Annotated in this window: 1 protein-coding gene, 1 pseudogene and 1 riboswitch; the gene and the pseudogene both read left to right on the top strand. The window is 72.8% G+C overall.

What is annotated here, in order from left to right:
* On the top strand, positions 1-1,633 hold a 1,633-nt coding region (locus G3I40_RS01825), incomplete at its 5' end, for an ABC transporter ATP-binding protein (RefSeq protein ID WP_164300375.1).
* A gap of 51 nt (positions 1,634-1,684) precedes the next feature.
* A riboswitch (cobalamin riboswitch) is annotated at positions 1,685-1,920 on the top strand.
* A gap of 166 nt (positions 1,921-2,086) precedes the next feature.
* Positions 2,087-3,309: pseudogene (locus G3I40_RS01830) on the top strand (5-methyltetrahydropteroyltriglutamate--homocysteine S-methyltransferase); the annotation flags it as partial.

The raw sequence follows: 3,309 nt of genomic DNA on the forward strand, positions 1-3,309 counted from the left end.
CGCCGTCGTCAACGCGGCCCTGGCCGGCTGGTCGACCTCCGGGGCCGGGCGGCTGGAGCCGCTGGTGGAGCGGGTGGCGACCACCGAGTACCTCGACGCGGCGCAGGCCGTCGAGCTGGAGGCCATCGAGGACCCCGCGTTCCGGCGCCTGCTCGACGTGGCGTTCTACGGGGCCGCGTCCGCGCGCCGCATGATCTCGGCGTGCGTGGCCGCGCTCAACGGCTGCATCTCGCTCGTCGCCACCGCGTCGATCCTCAGCGTGCTGCACTGGTCCCTGCTGCCCATGCTCCTGTTGATCGTCGCGCCGCGCGGCTGGGGTGCGATGCGGGTCGCGCAGGAGCGGTACGTGTCGGTGCTGAACTGGGTCGAGCACCTGCGCGCCAGCCGTCTGATCGGCACCCTGCTCACCGAGCGCAGCGCCGCCCAGGAGGTGCGTCTGCACGCGGTGGGCCCGGCCCTGCTGGAGCGCTACCGCGACATGGCCGAGAACGCGGAGCGGGAGCAGCGGCGCCTGGCCAACGGCAAGGCCGCCACCGAACTGGTCGCCACGGGTCTGTCGGGCCTCGCGATGGCCGCCACGTACGCGGTGATGTTCTGGCTGATCACGGCGGGGCACATGAGCCTGGCCATCGCCGGTACCGCGGTGGTCGCCGTCCGCTCGGGGTCGGCGAGCCTGGGCGCCCTCGTCATGAACATCAACCAGCTCCACGAGGAGTCCCTGTACGTACAGGACCACGAGAAGTTCCTCACCGAGGCCGCCGGGCGGACCATTCCCACGGGCGGCGACGCGCTGCCCGACCGGATCGGCGAGGTCGTCCTCGACAAGGTCACCTATCAGTACCCCGACCGTGACGAACCCGCCCTGGACGAGGTGTCGTTGACGGTGCCGATGGGTGCGGTGATCGCGGTCGTCGGCGAGAACGGCAGCGGCAAGTCGACCCTGATGAAGGTCGTCAGCGGTCTGCTCGTCCCGCACGGCGGCAGGGTCCTGTGGGGCGGCAGACCGCTCACGGACCTGGACCGGGCCCGCGTCTTCGAGCGGGTGAGCCAACTGACCCAGGACTTCCAGCGCTGGCCCATGACCGCCGCGATGAACATCCGCATCGGCCGCCCCCGTCTTCCGGCCACCGCCGACCAGTTGGAGCCGTCGGTGCGCTACGCGAGCGCTACCGCGGTGATCGCGAAGCTCCCGGGCGGCATCCACACGCTGCTGGCCCGCATGTTCCGCGGCGCCAGCGACCTGTCCGGCGGCGAATGGCAGAAGTTCGGTCTGGCGCGCACCCATTGGCGTACGCAGACGGGCGAGGCGGACGGGATCCTCATCGTCGACGAACCGACCTCCGCGCTCGACCCCGAGGCCGAGATCGAGGCGTTCGCCCGCATCCGCGACCTGGCGGCGCCCTCGCGTGCCGTGGTCCTTGTCACCCACCGCATGTCGGGAGTGCGCTGGGCGGACCTCATCTACGTCCTCAGCAAGGGGCGCGTCGTGGAGTGTGGCAGCCACGCGGAACTCCTCGCCGCACGGGGCCGTTACGCCGCCATGTTCCACACCCAGGCCGCCCAGTACGGACACGAGCGTCCGGCGCCTCCCGTGCCGGGCCCGGCGCGGCCGCCGACCGCCGAGCCCGCCTGACCGGGGGCCCGTGGTACGCACGGCAGTTGGCCGTGGCGGGGCACGGCGCCGTACAGTGGCCCCGCAGCTGGTTCGCCCCGTCCGCCAGGCGGGATGCGTCGCAAGAGGGAACCCGGTGGGAATCCGGGACTGCCCCGCAGCGGTGAGTGGGAACGACCGCCGTCACCCGCACTGGGCCCGAGGAACAGGGCCTGGGAAGCGACGGCCAGTAGGAGCCTCGTACGCGTTCCGTACGACACGAGGCGCGCCCGCGAGTCCGAAGACCTGCCACCTGCCCGTGCGCGTACGACGCGTGCGCGGACATCCCGGTGACCTCGAGGGCGGGTCGGCGTACACACCTGACGGAGCTTCGCGTCGCGCACTGCACGCGGCGCACCGCCCGGTTCGTCGCCCCTTCGCGCTCCTCGTCCCGTCGCCGGGATCTCAGGGATTCATCTCGCGAAGGAGATCTCCGTGACCAGCAGGACCGCAGCCGCGGGAGCACAGGCCACTGTGTACGGCTACCCGCGCCAGGGACCGGACCGGGAACTGAAGAAGGCGATCGAGGGGTACTGGAAGGGCCGCGTGGGCGCGGACGACCTGCGGGCGAGCGCCGCCGCACTGCGTCGCGGCGCCTGGCAGCAGCTCGCCGAGGCCGGCGTCGACGAGGTCCCGACCGGCGACTTCTCCTACTACGACCACGTGTTGGACACGAGCGTGATGGTCGGCGCGGTCCCGGCGCGGCACCGCGCCGCCGTCGACGCCGATCCGCTCGACGGCTACTTCGCCATGGCGCGCGGCACGCAGGACGTGGCGCCGCTGGAGATGACGAAGTGGTTCGACACCAACTACCACTATCTGGTGCCGGAGTTGGGCCCGGACACAGTGTTCAGCGCCGACTCCACCAAGCAGGTCGCCGAGCTGACCGAGGCGCTGGGCCTGGGCCTGACCGCCCGCCCGGTCCTGGTGGGCCCGGTCACCTATCTCCTGCTGGCCAAGCCCGCACCGGGCGTCGCCGCCGACTTCGATCCGCTGACCCTGCTCGACCGGCTGCTGCCCGTGTACGCCGAGGTGCTGGCCGACCTGCGGGCGGCGGGCGCCGCATGGGTGCAGCTCGACGAGCCCGCTCTCGTCGAGGACCGCACGCCGGCCGAACTGAACACGGCGGCCCGCGCCTACCGCGACCTCGGTTCCCTGCGCGACCGCCCCCGACTGCTCGTGGCCTCCTACTTCGACCGTCTCGGCGAGGCCCTGCCCGTGCTGGCCAAGGCTCCGGTGGAGGGCCTCGCCCTGGACTTCACCGGGGCCGCGGCGGCGAACCTCGACGCGCTCGCGGCGGTCGGCGGCCTGCCCGGCAAGCGACTGGTCGCCGGGGTCGTCGACGGCCGCAACATCTGGGTGAGCGATCTGCAGAAGACCCTCGGCACCCTCGGCACGCTCCTCGGCCTCGCCGGGCACGTGGACGTGGCCGCCTCCTGCTCCCTGCTGCACGTGCCGCTCGACACCTCGCCGGAGCGCGACATCGACCCGCAGATCCTGCGCTGGCTGGCGTTCGCCCGGCAGAAGACCGCCGAGGTGGCCACCCTCGCCAAGGGGCTCGCGGCAGGCACCGGCGCGATCGCCGCCGAACTCGCCGCGAACCGCGCCGACCTGGCGGCCCGCGCCGCGTCCGCCCTCACCCACGACCCCGCCGTGCG

It is taken from the genome of Streptomyces sp. SID14478 (assembly GCF_010548525.1).
Lineage (GTDB): Bacteria > Actinomycetota > Actinomycetes > Streptomycetales > Streptomycetaceae > Streptomyces.